This is a genomic window from Asticcacaulis solisilvae, assembly GCF_017875235.1.
GTDB classification, from domain to species: domain Bacteria; phylum Pseudomonadota; class Alphaproteobacteria; order Caulobacterales; family Caulobacteraceae; genus Asticcacaulis; species Asticcacaulis solisilvae_A.
Genome location: NZ_JAGGMI010000002.1, coordinates 501,551 through 523,878, shown reverse-complemented (window position 1 = coordinate 523,878; position 22,328 = coordinate 501,551). Strand labels below are relative to the sequence as shown.

Here is a 22,328-nt window from a genome sequence, read left to right as displayed (position 1 = left end):
CTAAGGTCTGGTCAGACCAATAATCTCGTGGTAGCGCTATCATATAAAATCTGATCAGGGAGATTTTTATGATTAAAATGAAGACCCTCACCGGGGTGTTGCTGGCTTGTGGCTTCGCGACGGGCGTTTATGCCGAACCCTTGAAACTCAACGACAAAGGCTACTTCGAAACGCGCGGCGTCAATGTGCTGAACTTCAGCAACTGGTACGACGGGTTGTTCAGCGATGCCAAGATATCCGGCGTCGAGCTGGTTCATCACGGCGTTCGCACCGCGACCAATGGCGATGTCCGCATGAGCCCAACCCCGGGGCAGTGGGACCTGATCGGCTTGATGGTCGATCGCAAGGTCGATGCGGCCAATGGCGTGATCGAAACGACGCTGAAATATGCCGAGTTCGACTTTACCTACAAGGTCCGCACGGAGGCCAAGGGCGACGGCGTGACGGTGAGCGTGATTCTTGACAAGCCCTTGCCCGAAGCGCTTGCCGGACGCGCCGGTTTCAATCTCGAATTCATCCCCGCCGCTTACTTCCATAAGAGCTACCTGGCCGACGGCAAGGCCGGCGGCTTCCCGCTCTATCCGTCGTCGCCGATGAAGCTGGAACCCGACCAGAAATTCGCGCCGCAGACCGGACCGCAGACCACGGCGCTGCCACTGGCGACCGCCAAGACCTTCACCTTGGCGCCAGAAGACGCGACCCGCCGCGTCACCGTGACGGCGTCCGACGGCAATATCAGCCTCTATGACGGCCGCAACCAGGCGCAGAACGGCTGGTTCGTGCTGCGTTCAAACCTGCCGACCGGCAAGACCGGCACGGTGGTGCAGTGGCAAGTGACCGCGAACAGCATCGCCGACTGGGTGCGCCCGGCCATGATTGCCCATTCGCAGCTGGGTTACGCGCCGTCGCAGAAAAAGGTGGCGGTGGTCGAGCTCGATCCCAATGACACGCCGGCGGCTTCGGCAAAGCTGCTGGAAGTGCTGGCTGACGGCACAACGCGCGAAGCGTTTTCCGGCGCCGCCAAGCCGTGGGGCCGTTATTTGCGCTACGACTACCTGACCTTCGATTTTTCCAACGTCAGCAAGCCCGGCCTCTATCAGCTTGAATATAACGGCCAGAAGACCGCGACCTTCCGCATCGCCGCCGACATCTACGCCGACGCCTGGCACCCGACCAGCGATGTCTACATGCCGGTCAATATGGACCACATGTACGTCCAGGAAGCCTATCGCGTCTGGCACGGCGACAGCCATAAGGACGATGCGCTGCAGGCGCCCGTCAACCACGAGCACCTCGATCTCTACGGTTCGGCCGGTACGACGGACACCAAGTTCAAGCCGTTCGAGCACATTCCGGGGCTTAATGTCGGCGGATGGTACGACGCCGGCGACTTCGACATCCGCACCCAGAGCCAGTACGGCGTCGTCCAGGACCTGGTCGATGTCTGGGACCGCTATAAGCCCTTGCGCGACGTGACGTCGATCGACCAGGGCCGCCGCCATGTCGAAATGCACGTGCCGGACGGCAAGGCCGATATCGTCCAGCAGGTCGAACACGGCACGCTGTACCTCGTTTCGCAGTACAACGCCGTCGGCCACGCCATCAACGGCGTCGTCGAGCCCGACCTGACGCAGTATCCGCACCTGGGCGACGGCGTCACCAAGACCGACGGGCTGATCTACGACCCCAGCCTGGGGCCGGATGAAGTGAAGGACGGGCGCTCGGGCCGCAAGGACGATCGCTGGGCCTTCACCAACCGCGCGTCATCGCTGGAATACGGTTCGGTCGCGGCCCTGGCCGGCGCGTCACGCGTGCTCAAGGGCCACAACGACAAGCTGGCCGGCGAGGCCCTTGCCATTGCCAAAAGGGTCTGGGCCGACGAGCACAGCCATCCGCCATTCACCTTCAAGCACGGCAATGTCACCGGCGGCGACCTGCTGACCGAAGAGCTGTCGGCGGCGGTGGAACTGCTGATCACCACCAAGGATCCGCAATACGCCAAACGTATCGACGAGATGTGGCCCGAGGTGGCGAAGGTGTTTGGCAATAACGTACAGTGGATCGCGCGCGCCATCCCGCACATGCCGAAGGCTTTCAAAACGAAAGTGAGGGAGGCTGTGGTCGCTTACAAGGCTGAAGCCGATGCGGAAGCCACCAAGAACCCGTTCGGTGTGCCGATCACTGATGGCGGCTGGGCGGGCAATGGCGCGGTCATGCGGTATGCGCTCAATGCCGCCATGCTGCATGAACTCTTCCCGGACGTCATCAGCACCGACGCGCTCTATCGCGGGCTCGACTACCTGCACGGCACGCACCCGGGGCACAACCTGTCCTTCGTGTCGGGCGTCGGCACGCAGTCCAAGGAAGTCGCCTATGGCAACAACCGTGCGGACTTCAGCTTTATTGCCGGCGGCGTCGTGCCGGGTGTGTTGATCATCAAGCCGGACCTGCCGGAAAACCGCGAGGACTGGCCTTTCTTCTGGGGGCAGAACGAGTACGTCATTCCGATGGGGCCGACCTATATGCAGCTGACCCAGGCCGCCAATAAGCTTGCGAACGGCAAGTAAGTTTATTTGGCAGCCAAAGATCCGGCGGGGCTGAACACCTTGTCGATCTTGTAGACCATGCCATTGCCGCGGCGTTGAGGCCCTGCCTTCAGCGTCGCGGCATTGCCGTTCTGGTCGGTCAGGGTGACGACATTCTTGACCTGCGTCGCCGTCAGGACGCAGCCGCCCGTGGTGATTACCGGATAGCTGCCGCCGTTCTGCTTGATCATGCCGGACAGGACCTTGGGTGTCAGGTCGGCGGGGATAACGTGGCAGGCGGCGACGTGCGAGGCCTCGAGCTTGGTAGCGGCGAACGCCTTGTCGTCGGGCGCGAAGACGGTTACCGGGCCCGGCCCGGACAAGGTCTCGAAGAGGCCCGCGGCCTTGGCGGCGCCATCAAACGCCCGCCGCGACCGGTCGGCGGCCAAGGTGTCGGCGACCGTACCCTTGGGGGACCAGAATTTCGTCGAGACGGCAACGCCGCTGTTATCTTTAGGTTCGGACGCGCAGCCAGCCAAGGCCAGCGCGATGACAGGCAGAATAAGACGAGGCAGTTTTGGCATCTGATCTCTCCGCGTGCGGTCCAGCCACGGTGAGAATAGAAAGCGCAACCTTATTTTGAGATGTGAAACTGCCGGCCGATTGTCAGAATTTCATGTCCTGACGGTTATTTTTTGAACAGTTTCAGATCGATATATTCGCCCATGGCCTTGTAGCCGGCGATCGATGGGTGCAGGTGATCGCCGGAATCGTACTCAGCCTTCATGATGCTCGGATTGGCAGGATCGCGCGTCAGGGCGTCGAAGTCGATGACGCCGTCGAAATGGCCGGGCGCGCGGATCCACGCATTGATCGCCTGACGGTCGGCTTCATTGGCGGCGTCGGGGTGATAATAGCTGTTGCCGCCATAGGGCAGGATGGTCGCGCCATAGACGGTGATGCCGTGGGCGTGGGCGCGGTCGATGATCTGGCGGTAGCTGGCGATCAGGCGGTTGACCAGGGCCGTGTGTTCCTCGGGCGTTACCGGCGCATCACGTGTGAGTGTGCCGAGGTCATTTACACCTTCCAGCACGATCAGGTATTTTACGCCCGGTTGCGCCAGTACGTCGCGTTCCAGCCGCGCCATGGCGTTGGGGCCCGAGCCGTCGAGCAGCAGACGGTTGCCGCCGATGCCCTGGTTGAGCACGGCCAATGGGATATTTGCCTCATTGAGGCGGCGGATCAGCGTATCGGGCCAGCGCGCATTGGTGTTGGGCTGGACGCCGTAGCCATCGGTGATCGAGTCGCCCAAGGTGACGATCGCGCCAGTGGTCTTGCCCTCGACCTCGACGCCCGCCACATAATACCAGCGGGTGATCTTCTGTGCGTCCGCCAGATCGGCTTCCGCGACGCGATTGCCCTTGGCGACATAGGAGTGGGCGCGGGCGCCGGGGTGGCTTGTCTGGCGCTCGGGTGCGTCGGCCTGCCAGGTCGAGATCGTCAGGTCGGTCATGCCATCGACGCTGAGGTCGATCGGATCTGAGACGTAGTCGGCGCCGGCCGGCAAGGTCACCGAGGTCTGGCCGGCAAAGGTCACGACGCGGCGCGTGTCGGGCAGAATACGGGCGGTGTCGTTCGCCGCCGACTTCGCGACCTCGATGGCGCCCAGGCGCACCGGCGCGGTGCCGAACGCATTGGAAAGGCGAATACGAATACGGTTGCCGGGCGCGGTGACGCGGATGACCTGGCGCAGGGTGGCGTCGGTCAGGTCAGCGGCGGGCAGGGTGTTCTTTTCGTCCGGCGTCATCTGCGACGATGCCCACGCGGCGGTCCAGCTTTGCTTGGGCTTGGCCAGGACGGGCATTGCGGCGGTGGCGGTCAAAGCCAGGGCAATAAGCCCGGCGCGCAGGAATGGGCTGAACATCGATCCTCCGGCGCCTTATGGTAGCGCTATCTTGGGCCGAGGGTAGGCCGGTGCCGCACGATTTGCAAGTTGCGGCGGCACAAAAAAGTACCCCGGACGCTGTGGGCTAGATGCGTCCGGGGTGAAGTTAACCGATGAGCTTTTGGAGCCATAGGTCAGAAGCCGCCAGATGAGAGGGCAATGCGGCCCCTGTAACTGTGATATGGTAAATGTATTCGTCGTTTCAAGATATTGAGATGTAAAAACTTTTGACTTAGTTTAAACATGATTTTGCAGAATTTAGGCGCAGATTTGCCACGATTTCGTCATCTGTTTCCTAGGATTATATTTATGTATATAAGTGTACATTTGAGTGTTTCTGTATTTATAGGCGCGCCGGCTGGGCTTGACACGGGGGCGGGCGGCTCTAGTCTCCGCTGATACCTTTTCCCGGAGCCTTCCATGTTCAAGCGCCTTGCCCTGACCTCCGTCGCCATCCTGGCGCTGGCCTCATCCGCCGCCGCGGCGGCGCCGCAGTTGAGCGCCGCGCGGATTTCAAAGGATGTGAAGACGCTGTCGGACGACACGTTCGAAGGCCGCGGCATCGCGACGCCGGCGGAAACAAAAGTCATCGATTTCGTCTCAAAAGGTTTCAAGGCGGCGGGCCTGGAGCCCGGCGGCGAGAACGGCGGCTGGACCCAGGCCGTGAAGCTTCGCAAATTCACGCTGAGCGACCCCAGCCTGGCTTTCGATACCGCGTCGGGACCGATCCAGCTCAAGCAGGGCGAGGACATCGTGGCTTCGACGCGTGGCGCGCTTGGCGATGTCAGCTTCGACAAGGTGCAACTGGTCTTTGCCGGCTATGGCGTCGAAGCGCCCGAACGTGGCTGGAATGATTTCAAGGACATGGACGTCCGGGGCAAGATCCTGGTCGTGCTGGTGAACGATCCGGATTTTGCCCAGCCGGAACTCAATACCTTCGGCGGCAAGGCCATGACCTATTACGGCCGCTGGACCTATAAGTACGAGCAGGCAGCGAAAAAGGGTGCGGCCGGCGTGCTGATCATCCACGATGCGGACGCGGCCTCTTATGGCTGGGACACGGTGCGCAATTCGTGGACCCACGACCAGTTTGATATTGTTCGGCCTGACCCGTCCGTGGCGTCGCCAAAACTGGAAGGCTGGATGGCGATCGCCACGGCCGACAAGCTGTTCAAGGCGGCGGGGCTCGATCTTGCCGATCTGAGGATCAAGGCGCGTTCGACGGACTTCCAGCCGGTGGCGATGAATGTGACGCTGTCGGGCGGCTACAAGGTCGCATCTTCCGAGATCGTGACGCACAACATCGTCGGCCGGCTGAAAGGCAGCAAATACCCCGACGAAACCATCCTCTATACCGGCCATTGGGATCACCTGGGCATCTGCGCGCCTGAGGCCGAGGACAAGATTTGTAACGGCGCCGCCGACAACGGCACCGGCATCGCGACCATCATGGAAATCGCCCGCGCTTTCGGCTCGTCCTCAAGCAGCGGAGCGGTAGGACAGGCAAAAAAGACCAAGCCGCAGCGCAGCGTCGTCTTTGTCGCTTTCACAGCTGAAGAAAGCGGCCTTCTGGGCTCGGAATACTATGCGTCCAACCCGCTGTATCCGCTGTCGAAGACGGTCGCCGGCATCAATATCGATATGCTCGACACCTTTGGCCGCACGCGCAATATCGATGTCACCGGCGCCGGTCAGTCGAACCTGGAAGACACCTTCAAGATCTATGCGGCGGAGCAGGGGCGCGTGCTTACGCCGGAAGGCCGCCCGGAAGCTGGCGGCTTCTTCCGCTCGGACCACTTCCCGCTGGTCAAGCGCGGCGTGCCCATGCTGGTCGCCAAGTCCGGCAAGGATCTGGTCAATGGCGGTCTTGAGCGCGGCAAGGCGATATCGGCTGAGTTCAACGCCAAGCGCTACCACCAGCCGGATGATGAATGGTCGGCGGACTGGGACCTGTCGGGTCTGGTCGAGGACGCGACGCTCTATTATCGCTTCGGTTCCGCCCTGGCCAATTCGCGCCAGTGGCCGCAGTGGCGCCCGACCTCGGAGTTCAAGGCGGCACGCGATACGACGGCGGCCGATCGCATAAAATAACCTGTTGACCCTCACGCGGCGTGAGAGACTATTGCCTGGTCTTGCGCGATTTTCCCTTACGGCGCGGAGATAGACAGGTGACACGCTATACCGTCAAGCAGCTGGCTGATCTGGCCCGGATTTCGGTCCGGACCCTGCATCACTATGACGATATCGGCCTGCTCAAGCCTGCCTATCTCGGGACCAACGGCTACAGATACTACGAACAGCCACAGCTCTATCGCTTGCAGCAGATACTGATGTACCGCGAATTCGGTCTGGCGCTCGATGAAATCTCCGGTCTCGTCGACGCGGCCGACTTCGACGTGGCCTCCAGCCTGCGCCGGCATCGTGAGCGGCTGGTCGAGCGTCTGCAGCACCAACAGGCGCTGCTCCGGGTCATCGATGACACCCTGGCGCGGCTCGATGGAGACAACAGCATGCAGGACAGCGGACTTTACAACTGGCAGTCGCCAGCCAAGCAGGCGGAATACGAGGCCTGGCTGGCGGAACGGTATGGCCCACAGGCGCACGACTGGATCGCCAGTAGCCGGAAACGGATGGACGGTTTCAGCGAAGGCGACCGGCAGGCAGCGATGGATCGGCTGAAAGCCATTGAAACGGATCTGGTCGATGCTTTCCAACGCGGATTGAAGTCTGACAGCGAGACGATTGAACCGCTGCTTATGGCGCACCGGAACTGGGTCGCGCACATGTGGAACAGTCCGTGTCCTCCAGGCGCCTATGTCATACTGGCCGATATGTATGCCGGCCACCCTGATTTCGTGGCGCGGTTCGACAGCCTGGCACAGGGCTTTTGCAACTGGCTGGTCGCGGCTATGAAAGCCCATGCCGAACGTGCCGGTGAGGCCGTAGCGGAGGATTGAGGATGACACTGACCTTCGACGCCTTAAGCCAGATGGCCCTGGAACTGCCGGGCGTCGAGGTCGGGACCGCCTTTGGGGCGCCGACCTATAAGGTTGGCAGGAAATCGCTGTTCTACTGGAATGGCGACCACGGTTGTCCGGTGTTCAAGGTCGACTTCGATGAGCGCGACTTTCTCATCGAAGCCGACCCGGAAACCTTTTTCACCACGGATCATCACCGTAACTGGCCGTGCGTGCTGGCGCGGCCGGACCGCCTCGATATCGGTTGGGTGCGTGAAAACCTTAGACGCGTCTGGCGCGTCCAGGCGCCCAAGAAGCTGCTGAAGGCGCAGGACCCTGGTTAAGCATTAAGGCGGGGTTGCCGCAATTGCAGCCCTATTCGCGCCATATGAGGCGGGCACCTTCGTGTCACGGGGGAGTGATGGTTTAACGGTTCGTTCAGGTCCTATTAACCTCAAAGCTCCTACAAGCTGTTGAATTCCAGATGTATGAGGAGTTGCGCATGGAACGCCGGACCTTTTTGCAAACCAGCCTCGCGGCCGCCGCCGCGTCGTCCATTCCCGGCCTGGCCCTCGCTCAGGACGCGAGCCAGACGACGAGCCAGGATTCGGCTTCGGCCCAGCCGCAGCCCTATCACGACACGCCGCACTATAACCGCGATGAAATCCTGCAGGCCGGCTCGGACTTCCTGGGCGTGACGGTCGAAGCTCTGGGGGGCGCGGTCGAAAAGATCTTCGCCGACTATGGCGATCACCCGACGGCCTATATCGCTGGCGAGGAAGCTTCGGGCGCCATTGGCGTCGGCGTCCGTTACGGCAAGGGTAACCTGTTCATGAAGAGCCAGGCCCAGCCATCGCACATCTACTGGCAGGGGCCGTCGATCGGCTTCGACACCGGCGCCAATGCTTCGCGCGTCTTTACCCTGGTCTATAACCTCAACGACCCGATGTTCGTCTATCGCCGCTATCCGGGCGTCGAAGGGTCGGCCTATTTTATCGGCGGCCTGGGCGTGACCTATCAGCGCGCCGAAGGTGTCGTGCTGACGCCGATTCGCGCCGGTGTCGGCTTCCGCCTGGGGGCCAGCGTCGGATACATGAACATCTCCAAGAAGCGCCGTATCCTGCCTCTTTAATTGAGCTCAAGCGCCGCATGGCTCGCCGCGTGAGCGGCGGCGGGCGGTCGCCCTTGCCAAATCACAAGGCGATTTGGAAATCCGCAGCGTGAGAACTGTCGTAAGGCTTAAACCCGACACGGCAGGCGGCGGCCCTGCTTGGCGCTCTGGAAACCGAGGTCGAGCAGGCGCATGACCTTGCGCGCGTCTTCGGCCGGGACCGGATTGGGCGCGCCGTCGCGGATGGTGCGCGCAATGCCTTCATAATAAGCCAGATAGTTGCCGGGCAGGGTGTCGACCTGCTCCGGGATGTCAGGCGTGTCACCCGTTATGGGAATAAGGCGGGCATGCACCGGATCAAGGCCCCAGCCGTCATCGCCCGGCGTCCGCCCGGCCTTCAGCATCTCTTCCTGGGTGTCCATGCCGTACTTGACGAAGCTGCCGCCCGACCCTTGCGCCTCCATGACCGGGCCGGCCGCGGCCGTCATCATCGATGAGTGCAGGACTACGCGTAAGCGCCCATAGCCCAGAATCACGTGGAAATAGTCGTCCGTGCTGGCGCCAGGCCGTTGGCCGGCGATGTCGGCGCTGATCCAGTCCGGCCAGCCGAACAGGTCGAGCGACTGATCGAGCAGGTGCGAGCCGAGATCGTACCAGATGCCTGAACCGGGGCCCGCGCGCTCGCGCCAGCGATCGCGCACCACGGGCCGCCAGCGGTCATAGCGCAGGATGAACTGGTAGATGTCGCCCAGGCGCTCACGCACCGCCCGGAAGGTCAGGTGATTGCTGTCCCAGCGCCGGCAGTGGAAAACCGACAGGGTTTTGCCCGCCCGGTGCGCGTGTTCGATCAGGTCGCGGGCCTGGGTGTCATTGAGCGCGAACGGCTTGTCGATGACGACGTGCTTGCCGGCATCCAGCGCCGCGTGGGCCTGGGGCGCGTGCATGTCATTGGGCGTGGCAATGACGACCAGTTCGATGTCGGGATCGTTAAGCGCGTTTTCGAGCGTCGACGGCACGTTCAGTCCGGACATGTCGTTAAGGACGTCGCCCGGGCGGCTGGAGACGATGGTGGTGAGGTCCAAGCCTTGCGCCGCCCGGATCAGCGGCGCGTGGATGGTCTTGCCGGCATAGCCATAGCCGATCAGGGCCGTCTTTACCGGATCAAGCATAGTTGAAGCTCACCGAAATGCGGACGTCTTCGCTCAGGTTGATCGGCACCTCGTGGCGCAGCCAGCTTTCCCAAAGAAGCACCGTGCCGGGCTGGGGCGCCACCGACTGGAAGGCCTGATGGTCCTGGCGCGCCGACGGTTTGCGCAAGGGCGCGTTCATCATCATGGCCAGGCGCGGATCTTCGAAGCGCAGCGAACTGGCGCCGTCGGGGATGGCGACGTAGAAGGTGCCGGAAATGACGCTGTGCGGGTGGATATGACCGGAATGGGTGCCGAGGTGCTCCAGCACGTTGATCCACATGCTGTCCATCTTCAGCTTGCGGCCGTGCAGGTCGTATTCAAGCGTCTCGGCAAAGGCCGCGACGTGGCCGTCCAGCCAGGCCTTGAGGTCGGCGAAGATCGGCGCGCGTTCGGGCAGGTCATTCAGCGAGGCATAGGAGGTGTAGCCGAGATAGGCCTTCTGCTGCGACCAGTTTTGCCCGGCTTCGTCCTCGTCGGCGATGGCGCGGCAGGTATCGTCCAGTTCCTCGATAAAGTCCTCGAAACCGGCGCGCGCGGTCATGTCGGCGCGGTAGATTTCCGTGACGAACAGGGGCGTGATCTGGCCGGGTGTCGTTTTGCTCATAGGCGGTTGCTTTGGCGCAATACGGCGTAGGAGGCAAGCCAAAAGCAAATCCCCCTCGGTTGCATGAGGGGGAGGTTCGACCATGTGGACCTGGGCTATTCCACGACCGGACAGTCGCCCGCCAGGCTGCGCGAATAGGCGTCGACCAGGGCGTTGTACGGCGGCACGAAGGTGTTGGCCGTCAGCACCGTACCGTTCGACAGGGTTTCGGACTGGGCGATACGCACTTCGAAGTGCAGGTGGATGGTGGTGTACTGCGGCACGCCATTGGAGGTGCCGAGATTGTTGGACACCAGGCCGATCTTCTGGCCGCGCTTGACCTCATCGCCGACCGCGACCTTCAGCGAGCTCGATTGAAGGTGCAGGTAGCGATAGATGCGGTGCGGACTGCCGCTGCCGGTCAGGGCAACGGTATAGGAGCCGACCTGGGTGATGACACCATCCTCGGCCGCGACGGCCCAGTGCAGGTTCGACTTGCAGGTCGCTGGACGGATGTCCTGGCCCTGGTGACCCTGGCCTGTCTTGCACATAACGTTCGACCACGACCGGCTTTCGCAGAAATTGTCGGACCACGGATAGGCGTAGTTCATGGAATCGCACTGAGAGCCGTGGTTGGTCGCGGACTGGGTCGGATAATGACTGCCGCCCGGGCGATAGACCTGGCTGTTGGCGTAGGCGAGACCGGCGATCGGGAAGCAGATGCCGGGCGCCCAGTTCGACGTGTCGGTATAGCCCTGGCCCGATCCGGAGGCCAGTTGCGTCGCCGGATTGTACGGGAACTCGACCCTGGCGATCGACGAGGACGACGAAGCGGACTCAGACGCAGATTCCGAGGCCATTTCCGAAGCGGTCTCGCTGGCCGTTTCGCTGACGGACTCGGACGCCGACGCGCTGCTGTCGCCGGTGTTCATGCCCGGGACGTCGTCGCATCCGGTCAGGGCCAGGAAGGCCCCCACGGCGAGGAGAGGGAGGAAGGAACGCATTATTGGCCTCCCTTAGTGATGTTGCTGATCGACTTGGAGATATTATCGAGCCAGCCGGTGGGCTTGGTTTCCTTATCGGCCTCGGCCTGCGCCTGGGCGCCCAGGGTAACGTCGTCGAACTCGGCGATCGCCTTGCGGATATAGGCGTCGGTCACGCAGTCCGCGGCCTTGACGTCGTCGCAGGTGACATCGAGGCTATAGACCACGCCGAAGCGGGTGAAGGTCGCCGTCCAGCCGTCTTCCATCTGAGAGATGCGGATATCCTCGGTCACGCCCGCCAGCTTCTGGACCGGTCGGGCCGAGACCGCGCCCTTGTCGCCGGCGACGAAGGTGCGGTTGCCGTACATGGTGACCTGGATGCCCTTGTTCTGTGGCATGTTGAGCGCGTAGGCGTCGCCGAAGCTGACCATCTTGGCCCTGGCGGTGTCGATGACGCCTTCACGCGGCAAGATGACCGGCAGGCGGGTCTTGTCCAACTGCTGGCGCGGCAGGCGAGCCGCCAGGTTGTTGGACCTGCGTGCCGTCTTCATCTGGTTGGAACGCGACATGGCTTGCGACCACTGCACCTTGGCCGGCGCAAGGGGACGGCGCAGCAGCATGGGCGCGGGCGGCCTGGCGGCGACCGAGGTCGAAGTCGTCGGGCGCTGGACCGCGACGGGCGCGGCCGCAACAGCTGCCGGCGTTGCGGCGAGGTTGACGTCGGCAGCCTTCACCTGGCTGAGACGCGCCGCATTGGCCGTCTGAACCTGGCTGGTTTGTGCCTCAGTCCTGGAGGTCGTGGAGTCCTGGGCCTGGCTGCCGAAGGCAATGGCGCCCGCCGCCCCCAGGACGGCCATAACGGCCGCGCCCATGGCTAAGTTGCGAATATGATTACGATTATTTGGCACCTGGCCAGCCCTCCCGCACCAAGTTCAATGGCGCTAATAACGCGCGCCGACAGCCCATGGCGAAAGGGTTAACAGTTTCCGCGCCCCTTGTCACGGGGGCGCGGAGGGGAGTCTGACCGGAAATCGAACCCGGTTATTGAATGTCTATCTTATTTTTCCAGTTCGAACGTGCCGGTGATGGTGACGCTTTGCTGCAGTTCCCCGGCCGAGACGGGGGTGGAAGCGTCCTTCATCGCCGCCTCGGCGCGCAAGGCGTAAGGGCGGGGCGGATGATAGCTCGGGGCCGCGCCTTCCTCGATGCTGAGCAGCTTCTTCAGCTTCAGGCCAGTGGCCGAGGCATAAAGCGCGGCGCGCTGGTTCAGGATCGTGACGGCCTTCTGGCGCGCCTGGTCGAGTGCCGCGGCATCGTCCTTCAGGCCAAAGCCGATCTGGTCGATCTGGTTGACGCCGGCGCCGATGACGGCGTCGATAACCGGGCCGGTCTTGTCGAGATCGTTGACGCGGACCGTGACCTGGTTGCGCGCCTCATAGCCGGTCAGCTTCGGCGCCTGGTTGGAGCCGTAGTTGTACTGCGGATTGAGCTGCAGGTTCGAGGTCTGGATGTCCTTGGCGGCGATGCCGGCGGCCTTGAGCGCACTCATGACGGCGTTCATTCGGACATTGCCGGCCTTCATGGCTTCGGCGGCGGTCTTGCCCTGGCTGACGACGCCGAAGTTCACGGTCGCCATGTCGGGCGCGATGCTGACTTCACCAGTGACGGTCAGGCTGAGCGTGGTCGGCAGGGGCTGCACGATAGCGGACGCAGGGGTGGTCTGGGCGAAAGCCATGGGCGCGGTCAGCAGGCCGGCGGCGACGGCGGTCAGGGCGATCGATTTAAAAAGAGCGCGGGTGGAGGACATCTCTTGTCTTTCTTTGATTTGTGGCGGTGCATTGCGGCCCGTATCGGGAGTTGAGACCGTAATTGCGACCTCCATAAGACAGCGTCTCGGCTGAACGAAGGCTGAACGGCGCAGAGGGAATACGTTTACTTGGGAGAAGTGGTAGGCCCGGAGGGACTCGAACCCCCAACCAGACCGTTATGAGCGGTCGGCTCTAACCATTGAGCTACAGGCCCCCAAAGGCAGGCGGCGTGCCTAACATGCGCGGTTGGAAATTTAAAGTCGCGATTTGTTGTTTTCAACTGGTGGATTGCAAGACGCCCTGCGCTTTGGGGCGGATGATAAATAGAGCCGCCAGCGCCGCGATCAGGCACAGGGTGCCCGCCAGGGCAAAGGCCGGCAGGTAGCTGCCCCATTCCGTGCGGATCGTGCCGGCAATAAAGGCGATGGCGGCCGCGCCCAGCTGGTGGCCGCAGAAAATCCAGCCAAAGACGACCGGCGCCTTTTCCGGGCCGAACTTTTCGGCGGCCAGCTTCAGCGTCGGCGGCACGGTGGCGATCCAGTCGAGGCCGTAGAAGACCGCAAACGGCGATAGGCCTAGAATTGTGAATTCGGCGTTGGGCAGGTAGAGCAGGCTCAGGCCGCGCAGGGCGTAATACCAGAACAAAAGCCAGCGCGAATCGAAGCGGTCCGACAGCCAGCCTGAGCCGATGGTACCGATAAAGTCGAACAGTCCCATCAAGGCGAGAACCGAGGCGGCAGCGACCGCCACCATGCCGAAATCGCCGCATAGCGACACGAAGTGCGTCTGGACCAGGCCATTGGTTGAGGCGCCGCAAATAAAGAAGGTGCCGAACAGAATCCAGAAGGTGCGCGTCCGCGCCGCTTCCTTGAGCATGGCAAACGGCGAAAAGGCAACGGGCGGCGTCTTGACCGGCGCAAGGGCCTGGGTTTCGCCATAGGGGACCTGGCCGACATCGACCGGTCGGTCGCGCAGCAGGAGCAGGACGAGGACAAGCGCGACTATGAGCAGGGCACAGACGAGGAGGAGGGCGGTCTGCCAGCCGTAGTCTTCCGACAGGCGTGCGATGACCGGCAGGAAAGCCAACTGGCCGGTGGCGCTTGACGCCGTCAGGATGCCGATGACCAGGCCGCGTCTCTGGCTGAACCAGCGGTTGGCGACCGTGGCGCCCAGGACAATGGCGGTCATGCCGGTGCCAACGCCGACAAACAGGCCCCAGAACAGAAAGAGCTGCCAGATTTCGGTCATCAGCAACGACAAGCCCAGCCCGGCGACAATGAGAACCAGCGCCAGTGACACGACCCTTTTCAGGCCAAAGCGGATCATCATGGCGGCGGCGAAAGGCGCGATCAGGCCCAGCAGGATCAGCCGCACCGCCAGGGCGCCGGAGATCTGCGCCGCCGTCCAGCCGAAGCTTTTTTGCAGGGGCGGCATCAGCACGCCCGGCGCGCCCATGGCGCACGCCGTCGTCAGCATGGTGAGGAAGGTCACGGCCAGCATAACCCAGCCGTAATGGACATTGTGGCGGCTGAGCTGGCGGGCGACGGTGCTGGAGATCATAGGCGGCTCACTTAAACATGATGATCATCATGTTTGTATTTATGATAATGGTCATGTATAGGCAATGCCAAATGTCGTAACTTTTCCGCCAAACGGAGTTCCCTTGAAAACCTCACGCGCCCATGTCGAAAAGAATCGCGAAAACCTTCTGGATGCGGCGTCCAAGGGCTTTCGCCGCAAAGGGTTCGAGGGGGTGAAGGTGGCCGAGCTGATGCAGGAGGTCGGCCTGACCCACGGCGGTTTCTACAACTATTTCAAGTCGAAGGACGAACTGGCCGCCAGCGCCTGCGACGCCTCGCTGAAGCGCCAGGCCGATCGCGTCAGGGCCATGAAGGATAAGGACGCAGGCGCCGAACTGATCGCCTATTTCGAGCGATATCTGTCCCAGGCCAGCCGCGATACGCCCGAAAATGCCTGCCTGTTTCCGTCTTTGGCGGCCGATGTGTCGCGCCAGGGCGAGGCGGTACGCACCGTCTTCAGCGAGGGATTGCGCGACTATCTCGACGCCATGGGTGACCTGACCGACAAGGATCGGCCAAAGGACGGCCTGCCGCACAATGCGGTTGCCGTATTGTCGACCCTGGTCGGCGCCATGGTGTTGGCCCGCGCTGTCAATGACCGTCAGCTGTCGGACGGTATTCTCTATGCGGCGCGGCAATCCCTGACTCGCCGATACGAGAAATAAAAATGCGATAGGAAAATGACTTAAGCCTCGCGGGCGCAACTTTTTGGCCACAGGGGTGTCAAAATCCGTCGCTACTCTGTAAAGTACGGGCGCCTGAGCGGGAATCAGGCGCTTTTTCGTATTTTCGAGTCAACCCTCAGGGAAACCGTCATGACCGATAAGGACCGCGGCACCTATTCGCCGCCGACCGAGGATAACCTGTCCTATGAAGCGCGCCGGCCGTCCCAGCGCGATCAGGCGCCGATTACGCTGATCATCAGCGGCATCTTCCTCGTCGTGCTCTTGATCGTCGTCCTGATCTTCTACAATTCGGGCCTGAACAAGGGCGCCGGCAATGCACCCGAAGTCGGCGATCCGGTCGGCGACACCAAGGAGCGCATCGAGGACGCCAAGCCGCTGAGCGAGCAGGAGTTCGATGCCGGCCAGGATACGGGCGTCGCCACCTTCGCGCCGTCCGCCGAAGCCCCGGCGCGTGACGCCGCCTCGATGGCCGCCAATGAAGCGCCGCCGCCTGCGGCCCCCATCCAGGGTCCGCTGCCGTCGCAGGCCGATAACGCCGCTATCACCAATGGACAGCTGCGGCCGCCGGTCCAGGCCGTGACGCCGCCAGCCACACCTGCTGCGACTCCGGTGCCGGCCGCGACCAAGCCCGCCGCCGCCGGTTCGGTGGTGCAGATCGGCGCTTTCGACAGCCAGGAAACGGCCAACCGCGAATATGCCAGCGTCGCTTCGTCCTATGGCCTGTTCGTCGGCGGCACGTCCAAGCGCGTCGAAAAGGTCGAGACGCCCAAGGGTACCTTCTACCGCACCTCGTTCGCCGGTTTCGCCACGGCCGAAAAGGCCCGCTCGTTCTGCTCGGCGCTGAAGGCGGCGGGACGCGACTGTATCGTAAAGTAGGACTGAAAAGCTTGGCTACGCACGCATGCATCCTGGGACTGAGCGGTACCGAGCTCACCTCCGCGGAGCGCAAATTCTTCCGGAACGCCCAGCCGCTGGGCTTCATCCTGTTTCGTCGCAATATCGAGACGCCGGAACAGGTCAAGGCGCTGGTCGACGATCTCAAGGCGTGTGTGGACCACGAAGCGTTGATCCTGATCGATCAGGAAGGCGGCCGCGTCCGTCGTCTGCGCCCGCCGCACTGGCCCGACTATCCGCCCGCGTCGCGCTTTGCCGAGGTCTGTAACGACCCTTATGAAGCGCGCGACATGGCGCGTTTGGGGGCGCGCCTGATGGCGGCTGACCTGTTCGCGCTGGGCATCAATGCCGACTGCGCGCCGGTTCTGGATGTGCCGCAACCCGGCGCCCACGACATTATCGGCGATCGCGCCTATGGCCTGACAGCAAAGGACGTTGCCGTCATGGGCCGGGCCGCCTGCGAGGGGTTTCTGGCCGGCGGGGTCCTGCCGGTCATCAAGCACATTCCCGGACACGGCCGGGCAGGGGCCGACAGCCATGCCTCGCTGCCGGTGGTCGATACATCGCTGGAAGAGCTTCTGGCCATCGATTTTTACCCGTTCCAGGTCAATGCCGACATGCCTTTGGCGATGACGGCGCACGTCCTTTATTCGGCGATCGACCCCAAGCACCCGGCGACAACCTCGAAGAAGTGCATCCGCCTGATCCGCGACGGTATCGGCTTTGACGGGCTGATCATGTGCGATGATCTGTCGATGGGTGCGCTCAGCGGCGAGTTAAATGCGCGTGCCCGCGCCAGCCTCAAGGCCGGCTGCGACGTGCTTTTGCACTGTAATGGCCAGATGGAGCAGATGCTCGAGGTCATGAAGGAGACGCCAAAGCTGAAAGGCGCAGCCCGCCGCCGCACCGAAGCGGCCATGGCGCGTCTCCTGCGTCATCCCGAGCCGCTCGACCTGGCCGAGGCACGGGCGCGCTTCGACGCGGTCCTGGCGCGCGTGCCGTCAGGCGAAGTGCGTGCCGATCCGACCGAGTTCCAGGCGGCGCCTAAAGAGACGGCGTAAAGACAGTGGTCCAGCCCCCCAAGGCCATTTCCGGGCTTGAGCACGACGTTAGCCAGCGCAAGCTGGACTTTGCCGGCGCAGCGTCCGCGGATGCGCCGGAGGATATCGCTCCCGAAGAGACGCTGCTGCTTGATCTCGACGGCTTTGAAGGCCCGCTGCACGTCTTGCTGGCCCTGGCGCGTTCGCAAAAGGTGGACCTGCTCAAGATCTCGATCACTAAGCTGGCCGAACAGTACCTGGCCTTCATCCAGGAAGCGCGGCGCCTGCGCTTTGCCCTGGCGGCGGACTATCTCGTCATGGCATCCTGGCTGGCATATCTGAAGTCGCGCCTGCTGCTGCCCAAGACCGAGCGCAAGCAGACCGACGAGATGGCGCCGGAAGACATGGCCCTGGCCCTGGCCTTCCGCCTGAAGAAGCTGGAAACCATGCGCAAGGCGGTCGAGACCCTGACCTCGCGGCCGCAGCTGAAGCGCGACGTCTTCGCGCGCGGCGACCCTGAGGCGCGGCTGATCATCCCGTCGGCCAATATCGATGCCAATGTCTTTGACCTGATGAGCGCCTATGTCACCCAGCGGAGGCGGGAGGCCGAGCGCCATTACGACCCGACGCGGCGCATCGAAGCCTATTCGCTGGAAGACGCGCGCGATAACCTGCGCGCGCAGCTGCCGCGCCTGACGGGCTGGACGGCGCTCGATGACGTTGCGCCCAGGCCCGAGGACTTCAACCTCGGCGAACACGCGCCACGCCGCGTCTCCTACATGGCCTCGACGCTTTCCGCCTCGCTGGAGCTGGCCAAGGAAGGCCAGCTTCAGCTCCAGCAACTGGCGACCTTCGAGACGCTGTATATGCGCAGGCGTCCGCCGCTGATCGGAGGCGCGTCATGAAGGCTGAGGATGTCGAACGCGCCATCGAAGCGCTTTTGTTTGCCGCCGCGGGGCCCTTGTCGGCCGCCGAGCTGGCCTATCGCCTGCCCGAAGGCGCCGATATCGGCAAGGCCCTGGCAGGTCTCAAGGCGCGCTATGCCGGGCGAGGGGTGTCGCTGGAGGTCATTAACGACCGCTGGCAGTTCCGCACGGCCGCCGACCTGGCCTTCCTGATGGTCGAGGAGCGCGAGGAGCCGCGCAAGCTGTCGAAGGCGGCCTTGGAGACGCTTGCCATCATCGCCTACCATCAGCCGGTGACGCGCGCCGAAATCGAAATGATCCGCGGCGTCGGCCTGTCGCGCGGCACGCTTGATGTCCTGCACGAGATGAACCTGATCAAGCTGCGCGGCCGCCGCAAGACGCCGGGCCGGCCGGTTGCCTATGGCACGACCGACGCCTTCCTGGAACAGTTCTCACTGCCGAGCCTGTCCGACCTGCCCGGCGTGGCTGAAATGCGCGCCGCGGGCCTGCTGGACATCAATGTCCCGGCCGATTTCATGGTGCCCGACCCCAGTGCGCCGCAGACCGCTGAGGACGCCGCAGCGCTCGACGACATGGACGAGATTGAATTCGCGCAGGATTTCTTCGAAGAGAAAGATTGACTTTTGACGTCACGACTCCGGCAGTGACGAAAAATTGCGCAAAAAGCGCTTTGAAGTCGCCTTGAACTGCGACTATATGAGCACAATGGCCGTGACTTAGGCCTGTTTTGTAAAGTACCAGGCGCGCCATGTCAGGAATGGGCGAGCCGTTTGAGGAGACCGCCAATGGGTGCAATCAGTATCTGGCACATTGCCTTCGTGCTTGTCATCGTTCTGCTGCTGTTCGGAACGGGCAAGCTGTCGGGCCTCATGGGCGACGCCGCCAAGGGCATCAAGGCGTTCAAGGACGGCCTGAAGGACGAACCCGAAGCCGACAAGAAGACCGAGACGGTCAAGAGCGAAGAGCCCAAGGCTTGACCCCGTGGCCGGGTGAACAATCCGGCCTGACCTGTTGAAACCGTTGAAGAAAGCCTGAATCGGATGTTGCCCGGTATCGGCGGCAGCGAAATTGTCGTCATTGCTGTCATCGCTCTGCTGGTGGTGGGTCCCAAGGACCTGCCCAAACTGCTGCGCCAGATCGGCCGCTTTGTCGGCAAGATGCGCGGCATGGCCGACGATTTCCGCTCATCGTTTGAAGACATGGCGCGTCAGAGCGAGCTCGACGACCTCCGCAAGGAGGTCGAGGCGCTGCGCACCAATCGCGTGCCCGTGCTCGACGACGTCCGCACCGAGATTGAAAAGGTCCAGTACGACGTCAATGAAAGCCTGACGCCGACCACGCACTTCTATTCCGGTTCTGAGGACGTTGCGTCGCCCGACGCCGACGATTTCAATACTTCGGAACCGGAAGTGCCTGTGAGCGTGCCGGTCGAAGAGATGCCTGCCGTTTCGCTGGATAAGCCCGCGCCCAAGAAGACCCGTGCCAAGGCGCCACCCCAGGCAGCCGCTGTGGCGCCGGTAAAGGTCGCCGCCAAGCCCCGCGCGACCAAGACAGCCGCGTCTGACGCCGCTGCCCCCAAACGCACCCGTAAGAGCAAGGCGTCATGAGCGACCTGCCGCAAGTCATTGAAGACAAGTCTAAGCGCGCCCTTGTGACCAAGGAAGAGCAGGACCAGGCCGAGATCGAGGCGTCGCGCGCGCCATTGATGGAGCATCTGGTCGAACTGCGTGGCCGGCTGATGGTCATGGTCATCGCCTTTGTCGCCGCCTGTATCATTTGTTTCGCTTTTGCCACCAATATCTACGAATTCCTGCTGCATCCGTTCAAGGTCGCCAATGCGATGCTGGAGGAGCAGAAGATTTCAGGCCATCACGGCAATCCGTTCGACCTGATGTACGTCCTGCTCGGCCTCAAGGAGGTCGTGATCAACAAGGATGTGTCGCTGATTTTCACGGCGCCGCTGGAGTTCTTCTTCACCAAGCTGAAGATGGCCATGTTCGGCGGCATTATCCTGAGCTTCCCGGTCCTGGCCTTCCAACTGTACCGCTTTGTCGCGCCGGGCCTGTACCGCAAGGAACGCAATGCGTTTCTGCCCTTCCTGTTCGCCGCGCCCGTGCTGTTCATCATCGGCATGGCCCTGGTCTATTTCCTGATCCTGCCGATGGTGCTGTGGTTCTCGCTGAGCCAGCAGATCGCGGCGCCGGGCGTCAATGTCACCGCCATGTTCAAGGTGTCGGACTACCTGTCCCTGATCACCACCCTGATGCTGGCCTTTGGCTGCTGTTTCCAGCTCCCGATCATCATTACGCTTCTGGGCCTGGCGGGCATCGTCACAGCCAAGCAGTTGGGGCAACTGCGCCGCTATGCCATCCTGGCGATCGTCGTAGTGGCCGCCGTTGTGACGCCGCCCGATCCGATCTCACAGGTCATGCTGTCGGTGCCGATCTGGCTGCTCTACGAAATATCGATCCTCTGCGTATGGATCATCGAGTTGCGTCGTCCAAAGACCGCTTAGGAAGGCAAGGGTGCCCAAGTTGGGGTGCTCAGCACCCTTGACCCGTAACGCGACGGCGCTTATGCCCTCTGCCTCAGGCTCACCGGTTTGCCGATGAGTCATGTTTATGCAAATCGAGGGCAGAACCATGCACGATATCAAGGCATTGCGCGATAATCCTGAAGCCTATGTGCGCGGCTGGTCGTCGCGCGGCCGGGACAGCGCGCAGTCGGATGTCGATGGACTGATTGCCCTCGACAAGGACCTGCGGGCCGCCAAGACGGCGTTCGAGACCAATCAGGCGCAACTGAAGAAGCTGTCGGGCGAAATCGGCAAGGCCAAGGCGCAGAAGGACGAAGCGAAGGCTTCGGAACTGATGGCCGAGGTCGAGGCGCTGAAAGGCGCAATTGCGACAGCGCAAGAGCAGGAACGCCTAAAGGACGAAGCCCTGCGTGACGCGCTTGCTGCCCTGCCAAATGTGCCGTTCGAAGACGTGCCGCAAGGCGCCGATGAACACGGTAATGTAGAGGTCCGCAAGCACGGCGCGCCGAACGTTCTGAGCTTTACGCCGAAGGATCATGCCGATCTGGGCGAGGCTCTTGGCTTTATGGACTTTGAAGCCGCGGCGAAGATGTCCGGCTCGCGCTTTGTCGTGCTGAAAGGTCAACTGGCGCGCCTGGAGCGGGCCATCGGCCAATGGATGCTCGACACGCAGACGACCGAGCACGGCTACATGGAAGTTAATCCGCCGGTTCTGGTGCGTGGCGACGCCCTGTTCGGCACCGGCCAGTTGCCGAAATTCGAAGAGGACCTCTTCAAGACGACGGACGACCGCTACCTGATCCCGACCGCCGAAGTGACGCTGACCAATCTGGTCCGCGAAGCCATCACGGCCGAGGAAGAGCTGCCGCTGCGCCTGACCGCCCTGACCAACTGTTTCCGCGCTGAGGCCGGATCGGCCGGCCGCGACACCAAGGGTATGATCCGCCAGCACCAGTTCCAGAAGGTCGAACTGGTGTCGATCACCACGCCGGAACAGTCGGCAGACGAGCACGAGCGCATGACGCAGTGCGCCGAGGCGATCCTGAAAAAGCTCGATCTCTCCTTCCGCACCATGCTGCTGTGCACGGGTGACATGGGCTTTGGCGCGCGCAAGACCTACGATCTCGAAGTGTGGCTACCGTCGCAGAACACCTATCGTGAGATTTCGTCGTGCTCGAACTGCGGGGATTTCCAGGCGCGCCGCATGGACGCCCGCACGCGCAAGGCCGGCGAAAAGGGCACGCGCTTTGTCCATACGCTGAATGGCTCGGGCCTGGCGGTCGGCCGGACCCTGGTGGCGATCATGGAAAACTATCAGGACGAGGGCGGCCGGATCGCGGTGCCGGCGGTGCTTCAGTCCTATATGGGCGGCCTGACGCATATCGGGTAAGTAAGAAACCCCACCACCATCTGCTGCGCAGATGGTCCCCCTCCCCATGCTTCGCACAGGGAGGAGTTACAGAGCGCGATCACTCCTCCCTGTGCGAAGCATGGGGAGGGGGACCGCAAGCGAAGCGTAGCGGTGGTGGGGCCTCTTAACTTTTCACCCGCTGCGACTTTTCCG

The 22,328-nt window shown here is 62.6% G+C and carries 22 protein-coding genes and 1 tRNA gene; 14 read left to right on the top strand and 9 right to left on the bottom strand.

Annotated features, from left to right (window positions below; all coding sequences use genetic code 11):
• Positions 1 to 68 precede the first annotated feature (68 nt).
• Positions 69 to 2,567 carry a glycoside hydrolase family 9 protein gene (locus J2X24_RS05585; RefSeq protein ID WP_245344453.1) on the top strand — a complete coding sequence of 833 codons (2,499 nt, stop codon included), beginning with the start codon at positions 69 to 71 and terminating at the stop codon, positions 2,565 to 2,567.
• A gap of 2 nt (positions 2,568 to 2,569) precedes the next feature.
• On the opposite strand, the gene J2X24_RS05580 is transcribed toward J2X24_RS05585, so the two are convergent.
• A complete protein-coding gene (locus J2X24_RS05580; protein WP_209717837.1) occupies positions 2,570 to 3,109 on the bottom strand; it encodes a fasciclin domain-containing protein in 540 nt (179 codons plus the stop codon).
• 104 nt (positions 3,110 to 3,213) lie between these two features.
• Positions 3,214 to 4,449: an SGNH/GDSL hydrolase family protein gene (locus J2X24_RS05575; RefSeq protein WP_209717835.1), complete on the bottom strand. Its 1,236-nt coding sequence runs from the start codon at positions 4,447 to 4,449 to the stop codon at positions 3,214 to 3,216.
• Between the two features lie 441 nt (positions 4,450 to 4,890).
• On the opposite strand from J2X24_RS05575, the gene J2X24_RS05570 reads away from it, so the two are divergent.
• From J2X24_RS05570 to J2X24_RS05555, 4 genes are all read left to right on the top strand, one after another.
• The gene (locus J2X24_RS05570) at positions 4,891 to 6,561 is read left to right on the top strand and encodes a M28 family metallopeptidase (RefSeq protein WP_209717832.1); all 1,671 of its coding nucleotides are present in this window, start codon (positions 4,891 to 4,893) and stop codon (positions 6,559 to 6,561) included.
• Positions 6,562 to 6,638: 77 nt separating this feature from the next.
• Entirely contained in the window at positions 6,639 to 7,427 is a 789-nt protein-coding gene (locus tag J2X24_RS05565) for a MerR family transcriptional regulator (protein ID WP_209717829.1), read from the top strand.
• Between the two features lie 2 nt (positions 7,428 to 7,429).
• On the top strand, positions 7,430 to 7,771 hold the full coding sequence (locus J2X24_RS05560) for an MmcQ/YjbR family DNA-binding protein (protein WP_209717827.1): 342 nt from the start codon (positions 7,430 to 7,432) through the stop codon (positions 7,769 to 7,771).
• A gap of 158 nt (positions 7,772 to 7,929) precedes the next feature.
• Positions 7,930 to 8,559, top strand: a complete 630-nt coding sequence (locus J2X24_RS05555) for a DUF1134 domain-containing protein (protein ID WP_209717824.1) — start codon at positions 7,930 to 7,932, stop codon at positions 8,557 to 8,559.
• A gap of 107 nt (positions 8,560 to 8,666) precedes the next feature.
• On the opposite strand, the gene J2X24_RS05550 is transcribed toward J2X24_RS05555, so the two are convergent.
• The 7 genes from J2X24_RS05550 to J2X24_RS05520 form a co-directional block, all read right to left on the bottom strand.
• Positions 8,667 to 9,707: an oxidoreductase gene (locus tag J2X24_RS05550; protein WP_209717821.1), complete on the bottom strand. Its 1,041-nt coding sequence runs from the start codon at positions 9,705 to 9,707 to the stop codon at positions 8,667 to 8,669.
• Entirely contained in the window at positions 9,700 to 10,332 is a 633-nt protein-coding gene (locus tag J2X24_RS05545; protein ID WP_209717818.1) for a TIGR02466 family protein, read from the bottom strand. The genes J2X24_RS05550 and J2X24_RS05545 overlap by 8 nt, the downstream gene beginning before the upstream one ends.
• A gap of 95 nt (positions 10,333 to 10,427) precedes the next feature.
• A complete protein-coding gene (locus J2X24_RS05540; RefSeq protein WP_209717815.1) occupies positions 10,428 to 11,315 on the bottom strand; it encodes a M23 family metallopeptidase in 888 nt (295 codons plus the stop codon).
• Complete coding sequence (locus J2X24_RS05535; protein ID WP_209717812.1) at positions 11,315 to 12,166, bottom strand: hypothetical protein; 852 nt, start codon at positions 12,164 to 12,166, stop codon at positions 11,315 to 11,317. The genes J2X24_RS05540 and J2X24_RS05535 overlap by 1 nt, the downstream gene beginning before the upstream one ends.
• A gap of 185 nt (positions 12,167 to 12,351) precedes the next feature.
• On the bottom strand, positions 12,352 to 13,101 hold the full coding sequence (locus J2X24_RS05530) for an SIMPL domain-containing protein (protein WP_209717809.1): 750 nt from the start codon (positions 13,099 to 13,101) through the stop codon (positions 12,352 to 12,354).
• A gap of 139 nt (positions 13,102 to 13,240) precedes the next feature.
• Positions 13,241 to 13,316 (bottom strand) — tRNA-Ile (locus J2X24_RS05525).
• 62 nt (positions 13,317 to 13,378) lie between these two features.
• Entirely contained in the window at positions 13,379 to 14,662 is a 1,284-nt protein-coding gene (locus J2X24_RS05520) for an MFS transporter (protein ID WP_209717807.1), read from the bottom strand.
• A gap of 103 nt (positions 14,663 to 14,765) precedes the next feature.
• Between J2X24_RS05520 and J2X24_RS05515 the strand changes: the two genes are divergently transcribed.
• From J2X24_RS05515 to serS, 9 genes are all read left to right on the top strand, one after another.
• The gene (locus J2X24_RS05515; RefSeq protein ID WP_209717804.1) at positions 14,766 to 15,347 is read left to right on the top strand and encodes a TetR/AcrR family transcriptional regulator; all 582 of its coding nucleotides are present in this window, start codon (positions 14,766 to 14,768) and stop codon (positions 15,345 to 15,347) included.
• Between the two features lie 150 nt (positions 15,348 to 15,497).
• The gene (locus J2X24_RS05510; RefSeq protein WP_209717800.1) at positions 15,498 to 16,244 is read left to right on the top strand and encodes an SPOR domain-containing protein; all 747 of its coding nucleotides are present in this window, start codon (positions 15,498 to 15,500) and stop codon (positions 16,242 to 16,244) included.
• A gap of 11 nt (positions 16,245 to 16,255) precedes the next feature.
• Complete coding sequence (gene nagZ, locus J2X24_RS05505; protein ID WP_209717797.1) at positions 16,256 to 17,323, top strand: beta-N-acetylhexosaminidase; 1,068 nt, start codon at positions 16,256 to 16,258, stop codon at positions 17,321 to 17,323.
• A gap of 5 nt (positions 17,324 to 17,328) precedes the next feature.
• The gene (locus tag J2X24_RS05500) at positions 17,329 to 18,207 is read left to right on the top strand and encodes a segregation and condensation protein A (protein WP_310002496.1); all 879 of its coding nucleotides are present in this window, start codon (positions 17,329 to 17,331) and stop codon (positions 18,205 to 18,207) included.
• Positions 18,204 to 18,848: an SMC-Scp complex subunit ScpB gene (gene scpB, locus J2X24_RS05495; RefSeq protein ID WP_209717794.1), complete on the top strand. Its 645-nt coding sequence runs from the start codon at positions 18,204 to 18,206 to the stop codon at positions 18,846 to 18,848. The genes J2X24_RS05500 and scpB overlap by 4 nt, the downstream gene beginning before the upstream one ends.
• A gap of 165 nt (positions 18,849 to 19,013) precedes the next feature.
• Entirely contained in the window at positions 19,014 to 19,205 is a 192-nt protein-coding gene (locus tag J2X24_RS05490) for a twin-arginine translocase TatA/TatE family subunit (RefSeq protein WP_209717791.1), read from the top strand.
• Positions 19,206 to 19,268: 63 nt separating this feature from the next.
• Positions 19,269 to 19,835: a Sec-independent protein translocase protein TatB gene (tatB, locus tag J2X24_RS05485; protein WP_209717788.1), complete on the top strand. Its 567-nt coding sequence runs from the start codon at positions 19,269 to 19,271 to the stop codon at positions 19,833 to 19,835.
• The gene (tatC, locus tag J2X24_RS05480) at positions 19,832 to 20,743 is read left to right on the top strand and encodes a twin-arginine translocase subunit TatC (protein WP_209717784.1); all 912 of its coding nucleotides are present in this window, start codon (positions 19,832 to 19,834) and stop codon (positions 20,741 to 20,743) included. Before tatB ends, tatC begins: the two co-directional genes overlap by 4 nt.
• A 127-nt stretch (positions 20,744 to 20,870) precedes the next feature.
• Entirely contained in the window at positions 20,871 to 22,154 is a 1,284-nt protein-coding gene (gene serS / locus J2X24_RS05475; RefSeq protein ID WP_209717781.1) for a serine--tRNA ligase, read from the top strand.
• Positions 22,155 to 22,328: the final 174 nt, after the last annotated feature.